The following is a 24,129-nucleotide window of genomic DNA, read 5'->3' on the forward strand; positions in this document are numbered from 1 at the left end:
TGATTTATATATGAATAACATAGTGGCCTTCTAACTCGGAAGCATCAGAGGGCATCGTGGCGATTTTTGATATTGAGAAAGACGACTTACTCCGGCTCTCTGATACCCAGCTTGAAGAGTTAATAGCGCGCCTTGCCGAGGCGGAAATTGCCGCCGATGGTCATAGCCCTGCTTATGTACACTGGTCAGGCTCTATAAATGCTCCCGATGGCGGTATCGATGTGCACGTCAAAGTACCGGTCGAGCAAATGTGCACTGGCTTTATTGAAAGACATGATACGATTTTTCAAGCCAAAAAGCATCCAATGCCGAGGGCCGCGATAACCTCAGAAATGACTATTGATGGTGCATTATCATCGACTATCACGGGTCAAGCGGCAAAGGGAGGGAGCTATATCATCGTCAGCTTGGGTGATGATTGTTCTCCCCTTATGAAAGAGGATCGCCTGCAAGCAATGCAGTATGCGGTAGCGGATGCTCCTAACCGATCCAATATTCACTTGGATTTTTATGACCGCTCGAAACTGGTGCAATGGCTGCGGCAGCACCCGTCAGTCATGCTCTGGGCCAAAAAAATACTTGGTCAGGGATATTCTGGGTGGCAGCCATATGGGGCTTGGAGCAATCCACCTCAGGGGTCAGAAGATACCTTGATTTCAGCACCAGGGGTGACAATTACTCTGCCATCAGGAAAAGGGCAAAAGCTAGCCATTCAGGATGCTATCGGGCCAATGCGTGAGCTGATTCGCTCAACCAATAAAGCGGTTCGCATTACGGGATTATCCGGTGTTGGGAAGACCCGAATTGTACAGGCTCTTTTCGATGAATCCGTCGGAGCAGATGCGCTCGATCGGACTATCGCAGTTTATGTTGATACCGGTGAAAACCCGGAGCCCTCTGCAACGGCAATGTTGGATAGACTGATCGCTGAGGGACGGCGGGCCATTATGATCCTCGATAATTGTCCTTCTGAATTGCACACTCTTCTAGCCAGTAAAGTAGCGGCCAAAGGTACGATCAGTCTTATTACCGTTGAGTATGACATTAGAGATGACAAGCCTCAGACCACAGAGGTCATCCAGATTGAAGCGGTGGGGCCTGAGGTTGCCGAACAGCTTGTTCTACGTCGTTTTCCCAATATCGGTCGAAATAACGCCCGCCGAATAGCGGAGTTTGCTGATGGTAATGCGCGGGTTTCTCTGGCTATTGCAGAGAGAGTTGAGGAAGGTGAAAGTCTGGCCCAGCTTTCAGATGCACAGTTATTTAACCGTTTGTTTGAACAGCGAAACAATCCGGATGATGGTCTACGGGAGCAGGCTGAAATATTGTCTCTAGTCTATTCATTTTCGGTCTCAACGGCTGAGGAAGGACAAAGCGAACTGGGGGTATTGGGTTCTATCTCGGGGTATTCCGTAAGCCAGTTGTTCCGAGCAACAAGCAAGTTGTCAGATCGCCATATCGTACAAAAGAGGGCCCATTGGCGGGCCATTTTGCCTCATGCCGTTGCCAATAGGCTGGCTGCATTGGCACTTAATAGCATTCCAGTTGATCAACTCAGGGCGACCTTTGAAGCCACCGGTCGTCAACGCTTACTGATGTCTTTCGCGCACAGGTTAGGGCTGTTGCACGATCATCCCGTGGCCAAAGAAATTGTTGAATGTTGGCTTCAGCCTGACGGGTTGTTAGGACGGTTAACAGAATTAAGCGATATATCGGAAAGAATGCTTAATTATATCGCGCCAGTTGCGCCTGAAGCTCTGCTAGATAGGATTGAAACGGTGTTGACCCCGTTTTACATTCAAGAAGATGCAACGAGTAAGAATATATGCACTTCAACCATGATTAATCTTCTGCAATTATTGGCATATGAGCCTAGTGCATTCGAACGCTGTATTAGGATTCTTATTCATCTGGCCGATTATGAGAAGGAGAGCGATGGTAACAACTCGCTGACAAGGCAGATAACGAATTTCTTCCAAGCATATCTATCCGGAACACACGCTACTTTAGAACAACGCATTGCCATTATGAATGAATGTTTTTCATCTGATGTTCCTAGACGTAAATCATTGGGTTTCAAGATGCTTTCGACAGCCCTAGAGGATCGCTGGACTGGCTTTGGAAGTAATGCGTTTGGTGCTCGACCGAGAGACTATGGACTTCACCCTAATCATGATGAGCTTGTGCAGTGGCGCCGCGCTTTTATCGATGAAGCTGTACAATTGGGCACTTCAGGTGATCCTGCTCTTGAAGTCCCTGCACGACAGATCATGGCTAATACATTTCGAGGGATGTGGAACCAGCAAGTGATGAGGGAAATACTGATTGATGCAGCTCGAAAATTACATGAACACCATCCTTGGGGGGATGGTTGGAAAGCTGTCCGCTCTACGATCTATTTCAATCACACAAAGAAAATGAATGTAAATAATGTAGAGCCCATACCAGACAGCCTTGTTGCACTTGAGAAAGCTCTGGAACCACATGATTTGCTTCCGACAATCATGATGTATGTGCTCAGCAGAGTACATGGCCCTTGGACGCTGGATACCGATTTTGATCACAACGATCATAACAAGTATCAGGCAGCCGAAAAGCGACTTACAACCAAGGCATTCCAATTGGGTGAGGAGTTTGCAGTCTCAAGTCATAATTTAGATGAACTGGGGCCTAACCTATTTTCTAATGACTACATGCCTTACCGTACAGCATTCGGGAGAGGTTTGGCCAAGGGGGGGCATGATTTATATTCTGCTTGGCTGAAACTTGTTGAGTATCTTGAGATACAGCCTGCATGATATAAAAACTTGTCAGTTTTTGAGGGTTTTATCGAAGAAGTTGACCGTATCGACCCAGCTCTTGCAAAGGTATTACTTGATCAGTGTGCACAACATCCTCAAACTCGACACGGTTTGGTTGAGTTGCATCCTCGAAGGAGTTTCACAGAAGCCGATCTGGATCGTTGTATGAATATTATGGATGACTCTGGTATTCACCCGAGTATGTATGAATCAATCCTATGGCGGGATGAATATGGGGATTTATCCAGAGAACGAGTAATTGATCTTGCGATTCGGCTCCTGAGAAAACCGGGAGGTTGTGATGTGGTGCTGCGTGCGTTAAGTATGCGGTTACATGGTAAAGAATCAGGAGATCAGCTTGGCCTTGATTTTCGTCAGATTGGTCTTAAAGCGGCGATTTTAAGTCTTCCAAAGGATCACTGTGATCCCACTGGGATCGATGATTACAACATGGAATGCGTCATCAATGCTGCATTACGTTTCGATGGCAATGAGCCAGAAAAACAGGAGTGGTTGGACACGATCTTTGCTGTTGTTGATCTGCACTATGGCTACGTTCATTCATATGAAAGCGCCATTGAGACAACAGCTGCGCTGATGCCAGAAGCATTTTTAAACCGAGTCTTTGAAGGCTCTGAAGAGCAACAAGAACGACGGCAGTTTTTTATTTGTAATAGAGACTTACGATTCTCACCTATTGCCCATATTAATATGGATTTTCTGATTTCGTGGTGTTGTGCCAGAAATGAGCCCCGCGTATGGGTAGCTATTGCAGCAAGCATTCACTTGTGGGAAAAAGATGACGAGATTGAAGGGCTCAGAATGTCAGAGTTAGCTCTCAGGCTGCTTGAGTCATCTCCTGACCCTGCTATTGTTCTAGAAATATTCGCAGAGCGTGTCACTCCTTCCTCTTGGTCTGGCAGTCGAGCCGAATTAATGCAGTCCAGAGAGAAGGCTATTCGTAAGTTGGTTGAACATGAAAGAGCAGATATTTCGACTGCGGCTCAAACAGTTTCTGTAAACTTGATTCAGCTAATCGAGTGCCAGAAAGAACGAGAGCAGCGGGAGGATATGGAACACGAGCAGCGGTTTGAATAAGAATTGTCTGTTTCAAGCCCGTAGGGTGAAATGAAATTGCACCTCTACTTTTGTTCCTTATACTTTGAACAAAACGCTTGGCAAACGGTGCAATGCGCTGCGCTTATTGCACCCTACGTGTTTTGTTAATCCGCTGGGATGGTGTGGCTAAGCGCTATTCCTCGCCAAAGCAATAAAAAGGGCGATTTGCGCCCCGAATCTTTTTATGTCCCCGTTTTATATCGCCGCCCGCTTGTCTGGCGCTGCCTGATTATCTGCTGACTCACTACCAAGATTCCTGTTCTCCTCATCAGGCGGGCAGAAAAAGTCCACCTTCACTCATACCTCGCCGCTTCCCAGGCGTGTATCGCCTGTTTGCGGGTCTCGCCCCAGTGATAGCCGCCGAGCTTGCCGTTTTGCTGGATGACTCTGTGGCAGGGGATCATCAAGGCGACGGGGTTGGCGCCCACCGCCAACCCCACGGCGCGGGCGGCCTTGGGGTTGCCGACGGCGCTTGCCACCTGGGCGTAGCTCACCACCTTGGCGGGCGGGATCTGCAGCAGCGCCCGCCAGACGCTGATCTGAAAGTTGGTGCCGCTCACGTGCAAGGAGATGGGGCGATCCGGCGCCTTGCTGCCATCGAACATGGTGTGGATGACCCCTTGGGTACGTGATGGCGCTTCTTGCAGCGTTGCCGCAGGCCAGTGCTGGGCGAGGGTGGCCAGCGGCGCCTCTGGGGCCTTTTCATCGAGAAACGAGAAGTTGCACACCCCCCGCTGGGTCAGGGCGACGAATGCCTGACCGAAAGGGGTGTCGTGCACCCCGTGATCGATAACCAACCCGGCCCCGCGCTGCTTGTACTCCCCCGGCGTCACCGCTTCGAGCTGCACAAAGTGATCGTAGAGCCGCGAGCCGCTGCTAAGGCCTAGGGTATCGGCCACCTCAAGCAGCGGGCGCGACTCCTGCAGCAGCGCCTTGGCCCGCTCCAGGGTCAGCACCTGAAGATAGCGTTTGGGCGTCACTCCGGCCCAGCGGCTGAACAGCCGCTGGAAGTGAAAGGGACTTAAGTGCACGTGCGCCGCTATCTCGTCCAGAGTGGGTTGGCGCTCCACCTGACTTGCGATAAAACGGATGGCATCGGCGATGCGGGCGTAATCAGACATAAGGCGCTCTCACGATAAGGTTTCGGTCGCAGGCTGTTGGGGGCGACAAGGTCATCTGCGACAAATTGATACCCCACCATCGGCCAGCAGGGCAATGCCGGTGGTAAAGCTGGATGCATCGGACGCGAGATAAAGGGCCGAGCGGGCGATCTCCTCCGGTTGGGCCAGCCGTTTGAGGGCATGCATATTCTGCACAAAGGCGAGGCTCTCTGGCGTATTGGCAAAAGCCCGCCCCATGGGAGTGTCGGTGCCCCCCGGCAGCAGGGCGTTGACCCGAATCCCTTGTGCCCCATATTCGGCGGCCAGCACCCGGGTCAGGCCAATCAAGCCCGCCTTACTCGCCGCATAGGCCGCCATGCCGGGCAGCCCCAGGGTATGGCCGACAAAGGTAGAGGTAAAAATAAGCGAGCCGCCGCCACGCGCCAACATGGCGGGGATCTGATACTTGGCACCCACAAAGGCGCTGGTGAGGTTGGTATCCAACGTTTCCTGCCACTGCGCCAGTTCAAGCTCCTCTACGCTGCCCGGCATGCCTGTGGTACCGGCGTTGTTGAAGGCGATATCGAGCCCGCCGAAACGGGTTAACGCGAGATCCACCAGATCGTGGGCGTAACTCTCGCTTTTCACATCTCCCGCCAGACTTACCGCCTGGCCCCCCTCATGGCGGATCTCCTCCACCAGCAAGTCCAGCTCGGGCTGGCGGCGGGCGCCGACGACGACGCTGGCCCCTTCGCGGGCAAACAGGATGGCGCTGGCGCGACCGATGCCGGAGCTGGCGCCAGTGATAATGGCGACCTTGTTGGACAGTAATGACATGGCAGTTCCCTCGCTGAGTGTGTTGTGCGCCAGATTAAGAGGCGCACAAAGTTGGCAGTGGATTGGAACCCCAATAGGTTCCAACCGACTTGGGTTTGGCCCCCACTATGGCAACCACTCCTTGCTGGGACGACCCGAATCTTGCTCTCTTTCTCTCCAACTTGTTTTGCTACATGTCGATACAGGCCTTTGCGGCAACAAAAGGGGCGAACTGCGCCCCGAATTCTTTATCATGCCCCCCTTTAAAACCGCCGGCTCCAGGTGCGGCGCGCCCTGTGTGCTGCAGTGAGGGGCGAGAGCCCCGGCGCCATGGTGGCTGCGTGCATCATCAAGCCCGCCTGGCAGGGCATTGACGGCGATTGCAATCAACAGACACGCTCCTGGATCAATAGCCCGTCATCTCCAGATAGCCGACCCCCTTGGCATCCCCCGAGACAGAGACCGCCCCCTCCCAGTAGTCAAAGCGACCTGTCATGGCCTGATTGGGCTGACGGGCTTTGATGGTGAGGCTCATTCCGGCGGCGTTTAGCTGCCACTCGACGGGGTAATTCTGCCCCTTGGGGCCGCGCCAGGTGTTGCCCGGCGTAAGGCGAATCGCGTCAGGGGCGAGCACCCGGCTGCTGCCGTCGCGCTCAATCAACATGCCGTAGCGGTTCTCAGGCTCAGTGCGTCCCGATTTGGTGCGCAGGCGAAACAGCATCAGCTCGCGGCCATCGTTCAACTGGAGCGAAAACCAGTCCCAGCCCGATTGCCACTCGGCCAATACCGAGCTGCTCCACTCGTGATCAAACCAGCCTTGTCCGGTGACGGTGCGGGTCTCACCATCGCGGATCAGCGTGCCGCTTAAATGCAGGCGCGGGTAGGAGTAGTAAAAGGAGGCGTTGCCCGGGCTCTTCTCGCTGTAACCGGCCTTGCCTTGCAGCACCAGCGGCTTGGCGGCAGTGACGGTGAGGTTCAGCTCGCCAATCTTGCTCTGCACCTTGAGGGTGGCGGGGAAGAGCGCCGCTCCTTGCGAGGCAAGCCGCCACTCCCTGAGCCAATATTGGCCGCCGCTGGTCCCCGCCAGCCCCGGCCCCTGCCGACTGGCCCGTTCATCTTGCTGGTGGCTGCCACGGTCGAGATCCGTGATGGCAAACTGGGCCAGCCAGAGCTGGGGGGTGAGCCAGGGGTTGCTGGTGCGGAGTTCTTGTTCGATCCCTTGGCGAAACAGGGTCCACTGCATGCCATATTCGCGCCCCTGTTCATCCTTGAGGTTGCCGGTGAGATACCACCACTCGGAGCGGTAATCGGGGTGGGCAGCGTGATCCTCCGGCAATTGGATGGTTTGCCCCGGCAGCACCTTTTTAAAGCTGTCGCTGCCGCCGCCGAGCAGGGCGCCCAGATCGCTGGCCTGCGCGCTGCCAATCATGGCAATCAGCGGGAGCAAGAGGGTGGCGAGCCACAGGGGCCGTAAGGAGGACAAGATCCCCCTCACCCTGGCCCTCTCCCGAAGGGAGAGGGGATGGTTCAATGCCGCACTGTGCTCTTCTTTGCGCTGAAGAAGGGGCGGAGAGAGGGAAGTGGTCGATGGGAGCTTCAAGCCATGGCTGAGCCAGTGCGCTAACCGATATTTCATACCACTCTCCTTGCTGCATACCAGGAGGCCAATGCGCCACAGACCGGTGCCAGCAACAGGGCGGTGACCGCATGAAGGGGGGCGGCTTCGAAGGCGAGGCGCCAACCAAAGGCGCGAGGGTTGACCACCTCGATCAGCACCCAGGCGAGGCCATACCCCACCGGCAGGGCCAGCAGGGCGGTGAGCAGCCCCAATCCCGCTCCTTGCCACACCAGCAGCTGGCGGCAGTGGCGGGGGCTCAAGCCCAGACTCTGCAAGGTCTGCAGCTCGCCACGGCGCGCCAGCCCCAGCACCATAAAGGCCGAACCAATGCCGACAAAGGCGATGCCGAGGATCAGCAGTTTCAATAGCTCGGTCACCACAAAGGTCTGGTCAAACACCTTGAGCGCCGCGCTGTGGATGGCGGGGGCGGAGAGCAGGTTTAGCTGCTCGCCAAAGCGCTCGCGCAGGCGGTCGGCCAGCAGCTCGGGGTCGTTGCTAAAGAGGGCGAGGGATTGCACCGCTCCCGCCTCGAAGGCGTGCAGAATTTGCCCCTTGTCGCTGCCGTAGTCCTGATAGACGCCGGTGACGGTGAACTGCCTTGGCCCCTGCTCGCCGCTGATCGCCAATGTCTGGCCTACCTTGACCCCGAGGCGCACCGTCAGCGGTTCGCTCGCCAGCACCTCGTCGGGGCGGGTCGGCCAGCGTCCGGCCAGCAGCGGATAGGCCGCTTTAAGCTGGGGGATAAAGTCCATCTGCGCCCACTCGATGGGCTGCCCCTGCCAGCGGGCAGGGTGAACCGAGCGGCGCGAGGCGGCGCTCACCAGCGGATTGGCGAGCAGGGTCTTAAGGGTGGCGTCGCTCAAGGTGCCCTTGTTGCCCGCCACCCCCTTGGGGGCGGTGACATAGAGATCGGCGGCCAGACGCTGGCCGAGCCAGATCTCTACGCTTGAGCGAAAGCTCGACACCATGACCCCGATGCCGATGGCCGCCGCGATGGCGAGCTGTAACGCCATCACCGCGATGGCGGTGCGATCGAGGTGATAGAGGGTCTCGGCCACCCCGAGCCGGGCGGTGAGGGGGCCGCCCGCGCGCCGTCGCTGCCAGCCAAGCAGGCCGCGCAGGGCATCGGGCAGCCAGAGCGCCATGGCCAGCAGCCAGCCGCCGGCGATAAAGAGGGCGCCGGTCAAACCGGTTTGCGGCAACCACAGGCACAGAGCGCACAGCAGCAAGATGGCGATGGCCAGCACGCGCCGTCGCCACGGATGAGCGGGAGGGCGGCTGCTGCCGGCGCGCAGTTCTAGGGGGGATTGGCGCAGCAGTTGCCACCAGCCGGGCAGGTTGGCGGCCAGCGTGCCGAACAGCCCGATCAACAGCGCCTTGAGCAGGCTCACAGGGGAGAGGCGCAGCAGATCGATGGGGTTGGGCCCATAGAGATCGGCCAGCGCCTGGGTGAGCTGTCCCATCAGCGCCAGCGCCAACAGGCTGCCGAGCAGCACCCCGAGCAGGGTGCCTACCGTGGCGAGAATAAGGAGCTCCAGAATGAGCCAGCGGAGTACCCGGCTCGGCCCCATCCCCAGAATGATCAGCTGGGCCAGCTGGGGGCGGCGTACGCTCTGCACAAATCGCTGGGCATTGAACACCAGAAACAATCCCACCGCCATGGCGAGCAATGACAGCGCCGTCAGGTTAAGCGCCAGCGCATCACCAAGCTGGCTGGCATCGAGCGCCGGGCTGATGGGCTCAAGCCACAAGGGCTGGTTTGGGTAATCGGTTTGCAGGGTGGCCTGCAGTGTGCGAGCTTCTGATTCGCTTAGCTTGAAGACGATGCGATCGAGCCTACTCGCTTTATCCAGCAGCGGCTGGGCGAGGCCGATGTCGGTTATCAGCAGTCGCTCCATGGGCACGGCGCCCGGCTCGAAGGTGCCCGCCAGCGTCAGAGTCAGGGGGCGGGCGCTGGCGCCATCGCTGCCGCCCAGCACAAAGCGTCGGCTCTGGCCCGCTTGCCAGCCAAGGCGATCTGCCTCGGGGGCCGCCAGCCAGATGCTGTCGGCACGGTTTAGGGTGAAAGCGGGTTCGCTCGCGGGTCGGGCGTCAAACAGCTGGCGCAGGGGGCCGGGGTTGAAGAGATCCATCCCCAACAGCTGAAAGCTGCGCCCCTGCTCATCTTTGAGCCAGCCATGGAGCTGGGGCATGGCATCGAGGGCGGGCTGGCTGGTCACCAGCTGCACGTAGAGCTGCTCATCCAGCCCGCCAGCGGGGGCCAGCCGGTAGTTGGCTTCCCCTGCCAGCTGGCTACGGGCGGCGACAAAATTGGTGCGGGCACTGTGATTGAGCAGCTCGATGGCCACCACTAGCGACACTCCCAATACCAGCCCGGCCAGACTCATCAGCAGCAACCAGGGGTGGCTGCGATAGAGGCGCAGTAGCGCTTTGAGTGGCAGCATCAGCGTGCTCCCGGCAGGCGCAATCGCCGTTTAGTCATGAGGGGGCCCCTTGAGTTCGATAAGTTGGCCCCCTTCGAGGCGCAACACCCTGTCTGCCAGCGCAGCATAGGCGGGGTTGTGGCTCACCAGCAGCAAGCCTGCACCTGTGTCGCGCACCGCCGCGATCATTAACTCCATCACCTGTTCGGCATTGTGCTCATCGAGGCTGCCGGTGGGTTCGTCGGCGAGCAGCCACTGGGGCTGATGGATAAGGGCGCGGGCCAGCGCCACCCGCTGACGCTGACCGCCGGAGAGCTGCTCCGGCCAGGCATGGCGCTTGTGGCTCATATCGAGTCGGTGCAGCAACTGGTCAATCTTTGCCTCATCCGGTGGCAGAGCGTTGATGGCCAGCGGCAGGGCCAGATTCTCGGCCACGTTGAGGGTCGGCAGCAGGTTGAAATCCTGATAGACGATACCGAAATGGCGACCCCGCAGGCGCGCCCGCTCGTCGGGTGAGCGGGTGTCGATCCGGGTCTCCCCTAGCCAGATCTCCCCCTCGTCCGGTGCAATCAGCCCGGCGATCAGATTGAGCAGGGTGGACTTGCCGCAGCCGCTTTGGCCCAGCAGCAGGGTGATCTCGCCAGCGGGGAGGGCGAGATCGAGATGGTGGAACAGCGGCAGTCGTTCACTGCCGTTATCGAAGCTCTTGCAGAGGTTGCGCAGGGTCAGCATGGGATAACCGTTTGATGGTCAATGGCTTTCATCATGCTTGGTACGCTAGCACGGCCAGCAATGATCAACACCCCTTACGGTTGTTCAAGAGTGCCAGTTAGTGATCAAGGCGGCAAAAGAGCAGTGGATCCTCGCTGGATCCCGCTTGCCCGAGGTGGTTAGAATAGGGGCTTCCATGGGTCACAGGATGAGCAAGGATGTTACACAAGCAAGTCAGTTTTATCATCGATAGCAAGGGCAACAAGCAGGCTGCCGTCGTCCCCATCGAGATCTACAACGAGCTGATGACCCTGCAAAAGGCACTCTCCGACAACCGGCCGGGGGAGCGCGAGCTCTACCACTTCAACGGCAAAGGGGCCGAGGCCCACGGTTATCCGGTGGGCAAGCGGCAAAATCCGGGCTTTATGGTGCTGGCCGGTTCCACCGCCAATGGCGAGGATGCCGCTTCCCTGCGTGAAGCGGTGATCGAGCTGCGTCACGAACTGCTGGAAAAGGGGGTCATAGTGCCCCGCAGTCAGGGCGGCTTTGTCTTTACCGCCGATCAGCTGTTCAATAGCCCGAGTCTGGCCGCCAGTCTGGTGGCGGGCAATAACCGCAGCGGTCTGGATGCCTGGCAAAACAGCGCAGGCTATACCCTCAAGCAGTCGGGTTTCGGCAAGAAGTAATCCCGCGTTTCGACAGCAAACCAATTAAGCGTTAATTGACCTGGATGAATTTTTCTTTTCATCCAGGTGCTAGCATCATTGCCAGATGGTTCTAAAAGGAAGAGACCATGTCTGCGCTCACCCCTGTTATTTTGCTGCTGTCCCTGTTTATCCCTCCCGCCCATGCCAGTAGTGGCCCTGTTCTGTTGACATCCTCCTCAATCGGACTTTTTTGTGTCGGATTGTTTGTCTTGGCCTACGCCCTGGTGATGGCTGAAGAGTATCTGCAACTGCGCAAGTCCAAACCCGTGCTGGTGGCCGCCGGGGTGATCTGGATCCTGATCGGTATCGCCTATGCACAGCAGGGGATGAGCCCTGTCGCCGAGCAGGCATTTCGCCATACCCTGCTGGAATATGCCGAGCTGATGCTGTTCCTGCTGGTGGCGATGACCTATATCAACGCCATGGAGGATCGGCGGCTGTTCGATGCCCTGCGCGCCTGGCTGGTACGATCCGGCTTTCACTTGCGCACCCTGTTCTGGTTGACCGGCGGGCTTGCTTTTTGTATTTCGCCGGTGGCAGACAACCTGACCACTGCGCTCTTGATGTGCGCCGTGGTGTTGAAGGTGGCCAACGGTGATCGGCGTTTTGTCAATCTTGCCTGCATCAACATAGTGATCGCCGCCAACGCCGGAGGGGCGTTCAGTCCCTTTGGCGATATCACCACCCTGATGGTGTGGCAAGCGGGCAAGGTGCAATTTGGCCAGTTCTTCACCCTGCTGATACCCTCTCTGCTCAATTTTCTGGTGCCGGCCATCCTGATGAGCCTGATGGTGCCGCGTCATGTGCCGGAAGCTGATAACGAGGTGGTCGATCTCAAGCGGGGGGCCCGCCGCATCGTCGCGCTGTTCTTGCTGACCATCATCACGGCTGTGCTATGCCACAGTTTCCTCCATCTGCCACCCGTACTGGGCATGATGCTGGGGCTCGGTTATCTGCAGTTTTTCGGCTTCTATTTGCGCAAGTCACTGCCGCGATCCCTTGCCCGCAAGCGTGCGCTCTATGAACGCAATGGTGATGAGGTACGGTTGCGCAGTCTGGGTTCTGTGGTGCCATTTGACGTGTTCAACAAGGTGGCCAAGGCGGAGTGGGATACCCTGCTCTTCTTCTACGGGGTGGTGATGTGTGTCGGTGGGCTGGGCTTTATGGGGTATCTGGAGCTGGTATCACACTGGTTGTATGACGCTGGGGATCCCACCATGGCCAACATCTTCATTGGGGTCTTGTCCTCCGTCATCGACAACATTCCCGTGATGTTTGCCGTGCTGTCTATGAACCCGGATATGGCGCTGGGGCAGTGGCTGCTGGTGACCCTGACCGCCGGAGTGGGCGGCAGCCTGCTCTCCATCGGCTCTGCGGCCGGGGTAGCCCTGATGGGACAGGCCCACGGCATGTATACCTTCTTTGGCCACCTGAAGTGGCTGCCTGCCATCTTGCTCGGTTATCTGGTGAGCATAGGGGCGCACCTCTGGCTCAACAGTGCCCAGTTCTGAACGTCCGGGCGCCAGTACGAGCCAGTACGAAAAGAGGCTTCCGTTGACGGAAGCCTCTTTCGTTTTTCTGACCGGGGGAGGGGGATCAATCGCCTCGCTTGCCGGTCAGCAGCCAGTAACTCAGGGTGGAGCCCACGCCGCAGCAGGCGATGGCGATGGCCATGGGCAGCGGCGAGTGGGGCGGATTGAGGTTGACCAGAATGCCGACCAGGGCGCCGATGCCAAAGCGCAGGGTGCCCGCCAGTGCCGATGCGGTGCCCGCAGATTGGGGGAAGTGGCCCATCAGGCCGGTCATGGCGTTGGCGCCCACCAGACTGATATGGCCGACAAACAGCACCACCGGAATGACGATGCCCCACAGGCCGCCGGTCTGGCTCCAGGCGTTGTAGACCAGCAGGGCGCCCGCGCAGGGCAGCACCAGCAGGCCGTATTGCAGCATCCGCTCGGCGCCCACCCCTTTCACCAGTCGGCTGTTGACGAAGGTGACCACCATCATCAGCAGAATATTGAGGCCAAACAGCCAGCCGTAGTGCTCGGTCGGCACCTTGAAATACTCGATATAGACGTAAGGGGAGCCGCTTAAGAAAGCGAACATGCCGGAGCTGGAGAGGGAGCCGCACAGCACATAACCCATGGCGCCGCGATGGGAGAGCACCCCCCAGTAGTTCTTGAGGATCTGGCCCAGATTAAGGGGCTGACGGTGCTCGGGTTTCAGGGTCTCCTGAATTTTCCACTGCATCACCAGACAGATCAGCAGGCTGATCCCCACTAGTAGCCAGAAGATCACCCGCCAATCGGCGTGGGCGCTGATATAGCCGCCCACCACAGGGGCTACCAGCGGCGCCAAGGTCATCACCAGAATGACGAACGACATGGCGCGAGAAAACGCATCCTTCTCGAACAGATCGCGCAGCAGGGCATTGACCACCACCGAGCCCGCCGCACCGCCCGCTGCCTGCAACATCCGATAGGCCAGCAATTCGGGCAGGGAGTCCGCCATGGCGCAGCCCACCGAGGCGATGGCAAACATCACCAGCCCCGCCAAGATCACCGGCTTGCGGCCATAGCTGTCGGCCAGCGGGCCGTAGAAGAGTTGGCCGATGGCAAAACCGCCCAGAAAGGCGCTGATGGTGAGTTGGGCACCGTCGATGCTGGTGGCTAGATCCCGAGCGATGGCCGGAATGGCGGGCAGATACATATCCACCGCCAGCGGGGTCAGACCCGCCAGAGCGCCGAGCAGGATAAACAGGAAACGGGGAGAGAGCATGGTGGCCTGGGGGGACTGTGCGTGGGGCATAGGGTATCCGCTGGTGAACCTTGGTTGAAAAAGGGAGAAGGGCGAGTCTATCAGGTTTGCCCCCGCTCGGCATGACGTTCCTACCCCCTCAAAAGGGGGAGGTGTCCGATCGCTCAGGCACCTTGGGGATCAAGCTTTCGGTCATGTCGGCGCGCTGCGCGGATCACCCCCCCCAGCCAGAGCAGCCAGGCCAGCAACGAGATGGCGTAACCGAGCCGCTCCGGCCAGCGGGCGGTGAGGGTAAAGGTGAGGCTGTGTTGTCCGGCGGGCACCCAGACCTGCACCAGCCCGTTGCGGGTGCTGCTGACGCTCAGCGGCAGGCGCTGGTCGAGCCTTGCCTGCCAGCCCGGGTAATCAAACTGGTGCAGGATCAGTTTGGCGGGCGCCGGGGCATCCACCGTCAATTCGATATGACGAGGCTGCCAGCGCTGGATCTGCCAGTTCACCCCCTGATGGTCACTGGTGATGGCGGGCTGGAATTCCTCTTTCCAGGCCAGCAGGGTGGGGGCAAACATGCCGTGTGGCACCTGCTTTGGACGGTATTCGCGGGCGCTGCGCTTGCTATCGAACTCCCCGTCGAGCTGACTCTTTACGGGAGCTTGGGTGAGCGGCGCCTCGCGTACATAGAGTCCCTGCGAGAGCAGGGTGAGGGCAAGCAGTAGCCACCAGACCCACTGCCACGGGCGATAGGTGGGGGTACCCAGCGCCACCACGGCGACGGTAGCGATGACCAGCAGCAGATTGAGGCGCCAGGGAAATTGCACCAGTTGCAACGGAGTGAGCAGGCGCCACAGGGGCTCGCTTGGTGGCAGCATCATCAGAAAGCTCAGGGTGCCAATGACCCCCCAGAGCAGCAACTCGGGATGGCGCGGCTCGCGGGCGGCAGCCCAAGCTACCAGCAGCAGAGCCAGGGTGAGCAGCGTCAGCCAGGCGAGATGGCCGCGAAAGCGCCAGTCATCACGGCTTTGGGGCAAACGATCGAGAAAGTTGCGCTGAAATTCGAACATGCCGGTACGCATCTGCTCCATGGAGATCCCCCCCTGATCCAGCAGAGCGGGCAGCAGCAACAGGCTGGCCATCGCCAACCCCCAGAGCTGGCCCAGCAGGGTGCCGATAAGCGGGGAGGCGGTGACAGGGACACTGACAAGCGCTGTGCTCCCCTTGTAGCGCCAGACCAGTAGCAGGCTGCGCAGGGTGAGCAAGCCCAGAATAAGCAGGGTGCTTGGTAGATGGGAAAGCGTCAGCATGGAGACGGCCAGTGCGAGCAGCAGTAGCGCAAAGGGGGCGCCGCGGCAGAGGCGATCCTGCGCCAGCAGTGCCAGCGGCGCCCAGACGAAGGCCCAGCTCTCCGCCAGGGCAAAGCGGGCGTAGATATCGATGGCCAGATGATAGGGCAGCGCCATATAGAGCAAACTGGCTGCCAGCGCCCGTCCGTGGCCGGCAAAGGTACGCAACCAGAGATAGGCAAACAGGCCGGAGAGCCAGAGTGCCACGCTGCTGCTCCAGAGCAGCGGCGTCATCGCCTCGTGGGCCAGTGGGGTGGGGCCGGCGAACAGTGCGCTCACATAGTAGGGCAGGGGGGGATAGAAGAAAAAGACCGGGCTGCCGAAGGCGCCGTTCATCTCCATCAACCAGCGCGGATAGAGCTCACCTTGCCACAGTTGCACGGCAAAGAAGTGACCGGAGAGCAGGTGGTGAAACAGATCATGGCCCTGACTGCCGCCGCGCAGCCAGAATGGTAGCAACAGGAGGGCACAGGCCCCGGTCAGCACCGACAAAACCCACAGCCACTCTCTGGTTACACGCATAAGGAGACTCGTCTGTTATGGATGCGCTGTGAGTGTACCCGAGTTGTTCCCCTCTTTTTTAGTTGCCTTGGCGGATTTTTGTGCTCTTTATATGTTTCTTGTCACTTTCCCCATGGGTTGTCTGCCGCGAGGGAATGGCGAGCCAGAGTCCGGGCTCGGCGGCAAAGCGTGGGGCAAACCAGTGCTGGCGCACCGCGCTGGGCATTTCGTTCGCGGCGATGGGGCGGCGACTGAGGCGGCAGGCTCCCTGAGAGAGTGCCAGCGCCGCATCCCCCTTGTACCAGCCATCGGTGACGGCCAAGGCTGTGGTCTCCCGCAGCAGCCGCACTCCCCACTGGGTCACCAATGCCGGACACGCTTTTTCTGCGAGCCTTGCTGCCTGCACCATGGCGGGTGGACGGGGCAGGGTAAAGGTTACTCCGAGCAGCAGCAATCCGGCCACCGCGACCACCCCCTCGCCACGGCGCGGCAGCCAACCTGCCAGCAGCACGATACCGAGCAGGGTGACGGGGGCCAGATGGCGGGGATTGTCGGGATTCTGGCCAAACAGGGTCCAGAGCAGCAGGGCGAGCCAGTAGAGTGTCCAGAGTGGGGGGAGGGCGGCAGGGTGGTTTTTTGATCTTTGCCAAAGCGGCAGCACCAGCAAGGCCCCCATTAACATAGGCCAGAGCGGGGTGAGCTGACCGTTGAAGGTGCGCGCCCAGCTCAGCAGCCGATCGCCGTGGGCCGCCGCCGTGTTGCCCCACAGGGTAAAGTGGCCGTCGGTAAAGCGCCGCCCCTCGCTGAAATAGGCCCAGCCATCGGCTTGCCAGACAAACAGCAGGCTGATAAGCCCCACCAGCACGATGGGGAGCACAAACCTGACGCGCGTGCCCTGCTGCGCCAGCCCGAGCCACAGCGGCAGCAGCGCCAGCACGAAGTAGGAGGGGCGCAGTGCCAGCATAAGGCCCAGCAGCAGACCCGCCAGCGCAATTCTGCGCTGCTGCAAGGCCAGCAGCGACCCGAGCCAGGCGGCGAGCGCTGGCCCGTCCGAGAGGCTGGAGAGCGCCAGCGTCGGGGTTAGCGGCAGTGCCAGCACCAGTAGCCAGACGGGTGCCAAAAGGTTTGGCCGTTGCCACAGCCTTACCGCCAGCAAGGCGGCGAGCGGCGCCAGCAAACTGCTACCGAGCAGGCTTGCCCACTGCACCGCACGGGCCGGATCGTCCACCAGCAGATTGATCAGCCGCGCCAGCCAGATAAAGGCGGGGTAGCCCGGAAAGTGGGGGGAGAATTCCAGTACGCTAAAGCGCGTCACCCCGTGGGCGAAATTGAGGGCATCATCGGAATCGAGCGCCACAGGGAAGGCTAGCAGCCAGCCAAGCCAGGCCAGTTGCAGCAGGATCAGCAAGTAGGGTCGATTAGCGAAGCGTAATCGGCAGTGGTGACGCCCCCCTTCTCCCCTTGCGGGAGAAGGGTTGGGGATGAGGGGGGCTGTCATCATCGATGAGAGGCCATCAAAGCGGCGCCAGCACGGCCATCAGCGCTTTTTCCGCTGCGGCAAAGGCGGCGGCGTCGGCGGGCTTGGCGCCCACCCCGAATACCCCCGGGTTGCCGATGGCATCCAGCACCTTGGCCAACGCCTGTTCGGCCGCCTTGCGATCCCCCTCGCTAAGGGAGGGGAGGATCAGATCGAGGAAGCGCTTGCTCTTGACCACCAGCACCTTGGCGGTCTGGTAGTCGCCAAGATTCTGGCTGGCCCCTTCGAGGCGGCGCTCGATCTCCGCCTTGTAGGCCCGGTTGAGCAGGGCGGCGGTTGCTGCGGCGTCTTTCCCCTTGATGGCGGCGGCCAGCGGCCCTTGCAGCTCCACCTTGTGGTGCTGTTCCAGATAGGTCAGTTCGTCGGCAATCTCGCTCAAGGTGGCGCTGGCATCCTTGCCGTCAGTGGCGGCGCCCAGCAGCGCCTCGCGTGCATCGATCAGTGGCTCCTTGCCGGCGGCGGCGTAGGAGTATGCCTGCGCCTGCCCGCTCAGGGTCAGCAGCAGGGTGAGGGCGAGTAAACCCGGGCGTATGGTCATCCTGTTCTCCTTACTTATGCCAATGGCGCGGCACTCAGGCCACGCTTTGGGTTTCAATCACGGTATTTTCGTTGCGATGGTTAAAGGTGTTGCGGCGTCTGTCTACCTGTTGGACACCGACAAGCCTCACGCCACGCTCTGGGTTTCGATCACGGTGTTTTCGTTGCGATGGTTAAAGATGGCGTGGCGTCTGTCCACCCCGTCGATCACCATGTCGGCGGCCATCATTCCCATCTCCATGGCGGTATCGGTGAAGATGTAGCGAAATGTCCCCTGACGGCCGGTCATGATGAGGTTTGTGATCGGCATCAGTGCCTTGATGGCTTCGTTGCGGCGCGCCTGATAGCCAAGGTCCATCAGCGGATAGGCGTATTCGCTGCGCGCTTCAAAAGTTTCATCGCCAAGTTTCTGGGTATCGACGCCGAGGCTCGCCAGATCGGCGGTAACCCGACCGCGCAGATCAGAGAGCGGCGCCTGCCAGGTGGCATCCCCCGGATTACAGGGGATCTCCAGCATCACCGAGGTCTGGCCCTGGGGCGCCATAAAGGGGCTGCGGCGGCGCGGCTCCTGCAAACGAGTGGCCAGAATATGGGGATCGGAGAGGTACTGCCAGGTGTTGTCCGACAGGTTTTCCTGTTTGATGGGCATATTGACGAAGCGAAGCGACCGGTATTGGAGATCGCACGGCAAGCCCAGATGCTGGCAGGTGAGCGGCAGCGGCAGGGTGGAGATCACCTGATCAAAGCGCTCGCTCTGTTCAACGTCATCTTGTTTCCAATACACCCGTTCGATGCGGCCATCAGCCTGCTCAAGGCGGGTGATGGTGGCGCCGGTTTTCAGCTCAACGCCCTCTGCCACCAGTCGCTCACCCAGAGTGGTGAATATCTGGCCGAACCCATACTTTGGATAACGATATTTGCGGGCATAGGTGCGCACCGAGATACTGCCGTTGCGTCTTGGCAACAGGCGACGCGCCACGTCTTTGAGATCGATGAGGCTGATGCGCTGACCGGCCCAGTCGGCGGAGAGCTTGTCCGGGTTGATGCCCCACAGCTTGCCGGTGTAGCCCTCGAAGAATTGGCGATAGAGGGTGCGGCCAAAGTGGCTCTGGATCCACTCGGCAAAGCTCGCCTTGGCATAATCGTCCGGCTTCTTGCTAAAGGGCAACAGCAGCAAGTCTTTCACCGCACCGGCCATCAGGGAGAGCGGCGCCGTCTTGAGCAGGTTGGGCAGGTTCAATGGGTAGTCATAGGTGCGCCCGCCAAAGCGGATCACGCTCTTGCGCTCGGCGTGTAGCAGATCGTCCCCCATCAGCTCGTCGATAAAGGCGAGCAGCTCGGGGTTTTTGGTGATAAAGCGGTGGCCGCCGTAGTCAAAGCGATACTCCCCATCGCGCCCCTTGAAGGTCTGGGTGGCGCACATGCCACCGACCACCGGCTCCTGCTCGAACAGGGTGACTGCAAAACCGGCGCAGCGCAGGCGCCAGGCCGCCATCAAACCGGCGGGGCCAGCACCCAGCACTGCAATGCTTTTCTTGTTGTTATCGCTCATGACCTATTCCGAAACTGCTTGATAGATAAGGGAACCGCGCCAAGGCGCGGCTCCCGAATAGTGTTGTTACCCCGTGGCTTTGTTGCCACATGGCGTGTTGGCTCAGCCTTTGCTAGTCGCGGCGCTCACCTGCGGGCGATAGCTGCGCTGCCAGAGGGTAACGAAGATCGCCAGATAGAGGGCCCAGGTCAGCAGCTGCAAGCCAGCGGGTGAGGCATTGTAGCCAAACAGGGCACGCAGGAAGGTACCAAATACCCCCTGATCGTCGAGAATGTGGCTGATGTCGAACACCGGCGTGGTCCAGAAGGTGATGATCTCTGCCGCTTGCAACATGTTGACGGCGGACGAGAGCAAGCCTGCGGCGATGATGATGATAAGCAGGCCGGTCCAGCGGAAGAAAGGCGCCAGCGCCACCTTGCGGGTGGAGCGCAGCAGCCCCCACACCAGCGCGATGGAGACCAGCAGCCCCACCAGCGCACCCATCAGGCCGGATTGCAGATCCACCCCTTGCCCCGAATAGAGAAGGGCGGAGAAGAAGAGCACGGTTTCAAACCCTTCGCGCATCACCGCCAGAAAGGCGAGCAGCACCAGCCCAAACAGGTTGCCGCCATCGATGGCCGCATCGATGCGCGCCGTCATGGCCCCCACCTGGGATTTGGCCTGCTTTTGCATCCAGATCGCCATATAGGTGAGCACCAGAGTGGCGAAGATGAGGATCCCCGCCATCAAGAGGTGGTTGTAGCGCTCGCTCTCGAACTGGCTCACCACCACCTGGAACAGGAAGGCGACGACAAGTGAGGCGATAAGGCCAAGCCCCACCCCCAGATAGATGAACTTGTTGTAGCGGCTCGCCCCCAGCTTGGCGAGGTAGGAGAGGCAGATGCCGACCAGCAGGAAGGCTTCCAGCCCCTCGCGCAGGGTAATCAGAAAACTTGCAAACATCAGGATTGAGGCTCCGTAGCGGGCGTGACGGGGAGAGGCTGCAGGGTAAGTTGCAACCGATTTAGCTGCACTATGGGTGGCTCCGGCAAGCTCGGCTCGGCGGCGCGCACCGCATCATTGACCCACTTGGGGTAGGTGCGGAAATTGAGTTTGATATCGGCCTTGAAGGGCCCTTGGGCTTCTGCGGGCAGCGACCAGGCTTCATCGCGCCAGCCATCGGCCGGAATGCGGGTATCTTCCAGCAGTTTGGCGTAGCGCCAGAACTTGAGCCCCACCGGCTTGCCCTCGGCATCGCCGAACACTTTGCGAAACAGTCTCGCATTCTCAGGGACGGCACCATCCACCGGCTGGCCGCTGGCAAGCACCACCTTGCCGTTGGCGTCGGTGACGGTCAGCTCCAGCCAGAGTTCACGAAAATCGGCCACCCCGGTGGGCAGGGCATGGCCCGCGCCGGTATTGGCGACCCGCACCACCAGCCGCTGACTATCGGCCGCCTGTTCGATACGGGCGGAGAGGGTCGCGCTGGAGCGCAAGAGCGCCAGACTCTCCTGTTCAAGGTCGGGATTGCGCAGCCCCACCAGCTGGTGCTGGGCGCCGGTAAAGTTGTGGCGATAGAGCCGGGCTTTCATGGTGCCGTTTTCGGTGGACTGGCCCGCCACCGGCGCGCCGCCATTGCCCGGCTCCGGGTTCATATGGCAGTCGATGCAGGTGCGCCGTTTGGCGGGATCCTCGGCCTTGGCGAAGCTGGATTTTTCCCACTCGTCCCAGGTGTTGACGATATTGGCGCCGGAGCCCGGGGCAAACTCGTTGTGGCACGACTTGCACAGGGCGGCATCGCGGTAGAAATCCTTCTGATAGGAGGCTTTGTGGGCCGCCGGACGGGCGTTGATCTGCCGCTCGGCCAGCCAGTGCTTAAGACTGCCACCCGCGGCATCCTCGAACACATAGCTCTCGCGGTCTTTCAAATTCACGGTAAAGGCGCTGTTGCCGCCCGCATCTTCCACTTTGGTGATGCGATGACAGAGCACACAGCCGGTCCCTTCCTCAACCACAGGTTCACCCGCCTTGTGGGCGGCAATCAGCGAGGCGCCGCCCTGCTCGAACATGTGGGAGCCCTTGGGTAGATCCTGCTGGCCGTTCATTACCTGCTGGGGCATGTGGCAGCCCTGACACCACTGGCCGAACGCTTCCCCTTCGGTTTCGCGGGCCAACGCCTGCACCACCTTGTAGTAGGGGTGGGAGTTGCCCATCAGCCGGTGGTTGCTCTCGCTCCAGTCCTTGAACGCTTGGCTGTGGCAGTTCTGGCAGGAGGCGGAGTTGAGCCACTCTTTCGGGTGAGTGGTCGGCGCCTTGGCGGGATCCGTGCGCGGTGCATCGAGCCGCAGCCAGTTGGCAAGATAGGGGAGGTTGCCATCGGCGGTGACGAAGGCGTGCAAGTCCTCCATCATCGCTTTCACTTCCGGTTGGGGCTTGGCGGGGTCAACTGCCTCGGCCCCATCGCGGGTGTCATGGCCCATGCCACCCTGGGTCTGCTGGGTCATGCGCAGGTATTCGCCGACAAAATCCCCCGCCACCATGTTGGTGAGGTTGGCGTGGCCGTTGATGGCGTTGTCGCCGCTCTTCTGGCGATGGGCCGCCATCAGATAGCGGTTGGTGAAATTGAACCCGTCCAGATGGCAGGAGTTGCAGCTCATCCAGTTGTCCCCCGCCATGGGGAAGCGTGAGTTGGACGCTGTGTTGCCCAAGTTGAACAGCCGCTCGCCGCGCTGAAGCGGCGCGGGGCGCGGATCCGTCTCTACCAGCTTGGCGAAGTGGGGCACATCGACCGTGACCCGGGCAAACGGGCCGCTGCCGCCGCTATTGAGGCGGGTGAGATCCTGCCCCATGGCGTTGTGCACCAGAATATGGTCACCGTCGATCAGCAAGTCCCGCGGATTCTGGCCCGGCATGTGGCGCAAGAGCTGGGTCGCCTTGGCTCCCCCCTGAAACTTCTTGCGGCGGTGACGGTTGTTGTTGGACTTGCCGCTGCGGGAGAGATCAAACACCAGCAGATCTTCCGAGCCCGCCAGGGTCAGATAGACCCGCTTGCCGTCGGTGGCAAAGCGCGCCGCGAACGGGTTGGAGACGATCTGGCTGCGGTTGCCGACGCTGGGCAGGTTGATCTGCAAAAATAGCTGTTTTCTTTCATCGACCCGCTCTTTCTCCTCATCGAGATCGATGATGGAGACCGCCGGAAAGACGGTGCTCTGAAACTGGAAGGGGTGGCTGAAGCTCCACAGCACATGGGGCAGCCAGGCCTCGCTGCCATCGGGGGAGAGGGCGATACCGTCGAGCAGGCGCGGCAATCCCTGGGAGTCGCTCGGCGTGTCGCTGTGGGTCTCGGCCAGGGTAATGAGCTTGGGCTTGGGCAGGGTAGCCCCCTTAGCGTTCTTCTCAAGCTTGGCGAGATCATAGATGGCGAGCTGGCCGGTCATGGCGTGGGTCAGCAGCAGGCGATCGTCGTCGGTCAGGGCCAGCCCGCGGGGAGTCTCGGCGGTTTCTGCATCCAGCTTGAGGTTGCCCGTGGTGTCGTAGGCTTGCAGGCGAGCGGATTCGAACAGCGTGACCCAGAACCACTGCCGCTTGGCATCGAAGATGACCCCATAGGGGCGGTGGCCGGTGGGGATCGCCTTTTCCAGATCGAGATCATCATCCAGCAATAGCAGGCGATCACCGCTGTAGTCGGTGACCAGCAGGGTGCCATCATCGGCGCGGGCTAGCTGGCGCAGATCGCCGCCCAGCGGCACCTCTTTGAGCCGCTTGCCGCTATCGCGCTCAAGCAAGGTGACGGAACCTGCACTCAGGTTGGCGGTGACGAGGCGCGGGGCGCTTCCCTCCTTATAGGCGAGCATCCCTGCGCCCATCTGTTGGGCCAACGCAAAGGGGCTGGCCAGCAGCAGGAGGAGGGCCAGCAGGAGTGACAAATATGCAGAGAACGATGACTTCAACATGGGATCAGGAGCGCCATTTCAAGATGGTCCAGCGCCAGGCGTGGCGCAGCACCAGAGGAGTTAACGCCAATGCGCTCAACCAGTGGGCCCAGCTGGCGAGGTTGCCCATGGCATCGCCCGGAGTGCCGTGCAGCACCAGCAGCAGGCCGCTGGCCAGACAGATCAGCAGGAGGGCTTCGATAATCCGCCCCGTGGTGCGCAAAAAGGGTTTGTTGCTGCGGTTCAACAAGCTGCGATGGGAGAGCCAGAAGGCGCCAAATAGCAGCGGGAACAGGGTGAGCGAGAGCATCACATGGAAAAACAGATTCCAGCGTGCCAGCGACCAGAGCGGGGTCAGCGGCTCCCACAGCAGCAGGCCGGAGAAGAACATCAGATAGAGGGTGCCCTCGGCGGCCTGATGGTGGTAGGCCAGCCACTGCCAGAATTGTCGGGGTGAGAGAGAAAGGCTTGTCATAAAGGCTCCAGCACCCGGGCGGGGCAGCCCGGGGGGAGCAAGTTTATAACGCAGTAAGAGTAATGAAAAGTGTTATCAATTCCATTGATAATGAATCAAGCCTGAATGAACGGGGTGACCTAACACGACGATTGATAATTCCTTATCCGCTTGGCCGCCACCTATGGGGCGAGAGTGCGGGCGCAGCCGCTCCTCGACAGCGGGGCAGCTTGCGGCTCGGGGTTATG

At 59.9% G+C, this 24,129-nt stretch carries 17 protein-coding genes; 4 read left to right on the forward strand and 13 right to left on the reverse strand.

The features are described 5' to 3' along the window. The first annotated feature begins 56 nt into the window (after positions 1–56). Together G5380_RS00925 and G5380_RS00930 are read left to right on the forward strand one after the other, a co-directional pair. Positions 57–2,798: a hypothetical protein gene (locus G5380_RS00925; RefSeq protein WP_421352216.1), complete on the forward strand. Its 2,742-nt coding sequence runs from the start codon at positions 57–59 to the stop codon at positions 2,796–2,798. 168 nt (positions 2,799–2,966) lie between these two features. Further along, entirely contained in the window at positions 2,967–3,899 is a 933-nt protein-coding gene (locus G5380_RS00930; protein ID WP_421352217.1) for a hypothetical protein, read from the forward strand. A 314-nt stretch (positions 3,900–4,213) separates the two neighbouring features. Here the strand turns inward: G5380_RS00930 and G5380_RS00935 are convergent, their stop codons facing one another. The 5 genes from G5380_RS00935 to G5380_RS00955 form a co-directional block, all read right to left on the reverse strand. Then, complete coding sequence (locus G5380_RS00935; protein ID WP_421352218.1) at positions 4,214–5,041, reverse strand: bifunctional transcriptional activator/DNA repair enzyme AdaA; 828 nt, start codon at positions 5,039–5,041, stop codon at positions 4,214–4,216. 51 nt (positions 5,042–5,092) lie between these two features. After that, positions 5,093–5,857, reverse strand: coding sequence for an SDR family oxidoreductase (locus G5380_RS00940; RefSeq protein WP_421352219.1), 765 nt, complete (start codon positions 5,855–5,857; stop codon positions 5,093–5,095). Between the two features lie 385 nt (positions 5,858–6,242). After that, positions 6,243–7,283: a lipocalin-like domain-containing protein gene (locus tag G5380_RS00945; RefSeq protein ID WP_421352378.1), complete on the reverse strand. Its 1,041-nt coding sequence runs from the start codon at positions 7,281–7,283 to the stop codon at positions 6,243–6,245. 185 nt (positions 7,284–7,468) lie between these two features. Then, positions 7,469–9,898: an FtsX-like permease family protein gene (locus G5380_RS00950; protein WP_421352220.1), complete on the reverse strand. Its 2,430-nt coding sequence runs from the start codon at positions 9,896–9,898 to the stop codon at positions 7,469–7,471. A 30-nt stretch (positions 9,899–9,928) separates the two neighbouring features. Next, on the reverse strand, positions 9,929–10,609 hold the full coding sequence (locus G5380_RS00955) for an ABC transporter ATP-binding protein (RefSeq protein WP_421254796.1): 681 nt from the start codon (positions 10,607–10,609) through the stop codon (positions 9,929–9,931). Positions 10,610–10,806: 197 nt separating this feature from the next. Between G5380_RS00955 and G5380_RS00960 the strand changes: the two genes are divergently transcribed. Next, the gene (locus G5380_RS00960; protein ID WP_005333716.1) at positions 10,807–11,274 is read left to right on the forward strand and encodes a DUF4357 domain-containing protein; all 468 of its coding nucleotides are present in this window, start codon (positions 10,807–10,809) and stop codon (positions 11,272–11,274) included. A gap of 107 nt (positions 11,275–11,381) precedes the next feature. Next, on the forward strand, positions 11,382–12,806 hold the full coding sequence (gene nhaD, locus G5380_RS00965; RefSeq protein WP_058060016.1) for a sodium:proton antiporter NhaD: 1,425 nt from the start codon (positions 11,382–11,384) through the stop codon (positions 12,804–12,806). Positions 12,807–12,891: 85 nt separating this feature from the next. On the opposite strand, the gene G5380_RS00970 is transcribed toward nhaD, so the two are convergent. The 8 genes from G5380_RS00970 to G5380_RS01005 all read right to left on the reverse strand — a co-directional run bounded on the left by G5380_RS00970 (position 12,892) and on the right by G5380_RS01005 (position 23,902). After that, the gene (locus G5380_RS00970; RefSeq protein ID WP_201936403.1) at positions 12,892–14,103 is read right to left on the reverse strand and encodes a Bcr/CflA family multidrug efflux MFS transporter; all 1,212 of its coding nucleotides are present in this window, start codon (positions 14,101–14,103) and stop codon (positions 12,892–12,894) included. 113 nt (positions 14,104–14,216) lie between these two features. Next, positions 14,217–15,911, reverse strand: a complete 1,695-nt coding sequence (locus tag G5380_RS00975) for a hypothetical protein (RefSeq protein WP_421352221.1) — start codon at positions 15,909–15,911, stop codon at positions 14,217–14,219. A gap of 58 nt (positions 15,912–15,969) precedes the next feature. Further along, the gene (locus G5380_RS00980) at positions 15,970–17,298 is read right to left on the reverse strand and encodes a hypothetical protein (RefSeq protein ID WP_421249293.1); all 1,329 of its coding nucleotides are present in this window, start codon (positions 17,296–17,298) and stop codon (positions 15,970–15,972) included. A 106-nt stretch (positions 17,299–17,404) separates the two neighbouring features. Beyond that, entirely contained in the window at positions 17,405–17,965 is a 561-nt protein-coding gene (locus G5380_RS00985; protein WP_337072111.1) for a hypothetical protein, read from the reverse strand. A 126-nt stretch (positions 17,966–18,091) separates the two neighbouring features. Further along, positions 18,092–19,516 (reverse strand): FAD-dependent oxidoreductase, encoded by a 1,425-nt coding sequence (locus G5380_RS00990; RefSeq protein ID WP_421352222.1) that lies wholly within the window; start codon positions 19,514–19,516, stop codon positions 18,092–18,094. Positions 19,517–19,618: 102 nt separating this feature from the next. Continuing rightward, on the reverse strand, positions 19,619–20,458 hold the full coding sequence (locus G5380_RS00995; RefSeq protein ID WP_421352223.1) for an FTR1 family iron permease: 840 nt from the start codon (positions 20,456–20,458) through the stop codon (positions 19,619–19,621). Next, positions 20,458–23,448: a YncE family protein gene (locus tag G5380_RS01000; protein ID WP_421352224.1), complete on the reverse strand. Its 2,991-nt coding sequence runs from the start codon at positions 23,446–23,448 to the stop codon at positions 20,458–20,460. Before G5380_RS01000 ends, G5380_RS00995 begins: the two co-directional genes overlap by 1 nt. A 4-nt stretch (positions 23,449–23,452) precedes the next feature. Further along, positions 23,453–23,902 (reverse strand): hypothetical protein, encoded by a 450-nt coding sequence (locus G5380_RS01005; RefSeq protein WP_005352687.1) that lies wholly within the window; start codon positions 23,900–23,902, stop codon positions 23,453–23,455. Positions 23,903–24,129: the final 227 nt, after the last annotated feature.

Origin of the sequence: Aeromonas sp. 604443, assembly GCF_049170315.1 — a bacterium.
Lineage (GTDB): Bacteria > Pseudomonadota > Gammaproteobacteria > Enterobacterales > Aeromonadaceae > Aeromonas > Aeromonas veronii_A.

Excerpts from the sequence above, each read along its gene's own strand:
- G5380_RS00930 (WP_421352217.1), top strand. The coding sequence starts at position 2,967 with ATGAATATTATGGATGACTCTGGTATTCACCCGAGTATGTATGAATCA.
- G5380_RS00935 (WP_421352218.1), bottom strand. The coding sequence starts at position 5,041 with ATGTCTGATTACGCCCGCATCGCCGATGCCATCCGTTTTATCGCAAGT.
- G5380_RS00940 (WP_421352219.1), bottom strand. The coding sequence starts at position 5,857 with ATGTCATTACTGTCCAACAAGGTCGCCATTATCACTGGCGCCAGCTCC.
- G5380_RS00950 (WP_421352220.1), bottom strand. The coding sequence starts at position 9,898 with ATGCTGCCACTCAAAGCGCTACTGCGCCTCTATCGCAGCCACCCCTGG.
- G5380_RS00955 (WP_421254796.1), bottom strand. The coding sequence starts at position 10,609 with ATGCTGACCCTGCGCAACCTCTGCAAGAGCTTCGATAACGGCAGTGAA.
- G5380_RS00960 (WP_005333716.1), top strand. The coding sequence starts at position 10,807 with ATGTTACACAAGCAAGTCAGTTTTATCATCGATAGCAAGGGCAACAAG.
- nhaD (WP_058060016.1), top strand. The coding sequence starts at position 11,382 with ATGTCTGCGCTCACCCCTGTTATTTTGCTGCTGTCCCTGTTTATCCCT.
- G5380_RS00970 (WP_201936403.1), bottom strand. The coding sequence starts at position 14,103 with ATGCCCCACGCACAGTCCCCCCAGGCCACCATGCTCTCTCCCCGTTTC.
- G5380_RS00975 (WP_421352221.1), bottom strand. The coding sequence starts at position 15,911 with ATGCGTGTAACCAGAGAGTGGCTGTGGGTTTTGTCGGTGCTGACCGGG.
- G5380_RS00985 (WP_337072111.1), bottom strand. The coding sequence starts at position 17,965 with ATGACCATACGCCCGGGTTTACTCGCCCTCACCCTGCTGCTGACCCTG.
- G5380_RS00990 (WP_421352222.1), bottom strand. The coding sequence starts at position 19,516 with ATGAGCGATAACAACAAGAAAAGCATTGCAGTGCTGGGTGCTGGCCCC.
- G5380_RS00995 (WP_421352223.1), bottom strand. The coding sequence starts at position 20,458 with ATGTTTGCAAGTTTTCTGATTACCCTGCGCGAGGGGCTGGAAGCCTTC.
- G5380_RS01000 (WP_421352224.1), bottom strand. The coding sequence starts at position 23,448 with ATGTTGAAGTCATCGTTCTCTGCATATTTGTCACTCCTGCTGGCCCTC.
- G5380_RS01005 (WP_005352687.1), bottom strand. The coding sequence starts at position 23,902 with ATGACAAGCCTTTCTCTCTCACCCCGACAATTCTGGCAGTGGCTGGCC.